At 80.2% G+C, this 575-nt stretch carries 1 protein-coding gene; it reads left to right on the forward strand.

Annotation, left to right across the window (positions count from 1 at the left end):
* Nucleotides 1-575 (forward strand): ATP-dependent sacrificial sulfur transferase LarE (larE, locus tag ABEB16_RS22725; protein WP_486336005.1); only part of this gene is annotated, 575 nt, incomplete at both ends.

The raw sequence follows: 575 nt of genomic DNA on the forward strand, positions 1-575 counted from the left end.
GTGGCCGTGGGCGTCACCACGGGCGCCCACGACGGCGCCGCGCTGCGCCGGGCCGGGGCGGACGTCGTGCTGGCGGGCGTGGCGGACGTGCCCGCCTGGCTGGACGGGCACGTCCTGGACCTGCGCACGGCGGCGCTGCGGGCCCGGCTGGCGGAGCTGGGCTCGGTGCTCGTGGCCCTCTCCGGCGGGGCGGACTCCGCGCTGCTGCTCGCCGAGGCCGTGCGCGTGCTCGGGCCGGGGCGGGTGGCCGCCGCGACCGCCGTCTCCGCCTCGCTGCCCGCCGCCGAGCTGGACGGGGTGCGGTCGCTGGCCGCCTCCCTCGGCGTGCGGCTGCTGGAGCCGCACACCGCGGAGCTGGCCCGGCCCGGCTACGCCGCCAACGGCACCGACCGCTGCTACCACTGCAAGTCCGAGCTCACCGAGACCCTGCTGCCGCTGGCCGCGGAGCTGGGCCTGGCGCACGTGGCGACGGGCACCAACGCCGACGACGCGGTCGCGGGGTTCCGCCCCGGCATCCGCGCCGCCGCCGAGCGCGGCGCCGTCACCCCCCTGCTGGACGCCGCGCTGACCAAGGA

Origin of the sequence: Kineococcus glutinatus (assembly GCF_039542765.1) — a bacterium.
GTDB classification, from domain to species: domain Bacteria; phylum Actinomycetota; class Actinomycetes; order Actinomycetales; family Kineococcaceae; genus Kineococcus_A; species Kineococcus_A glutinatus.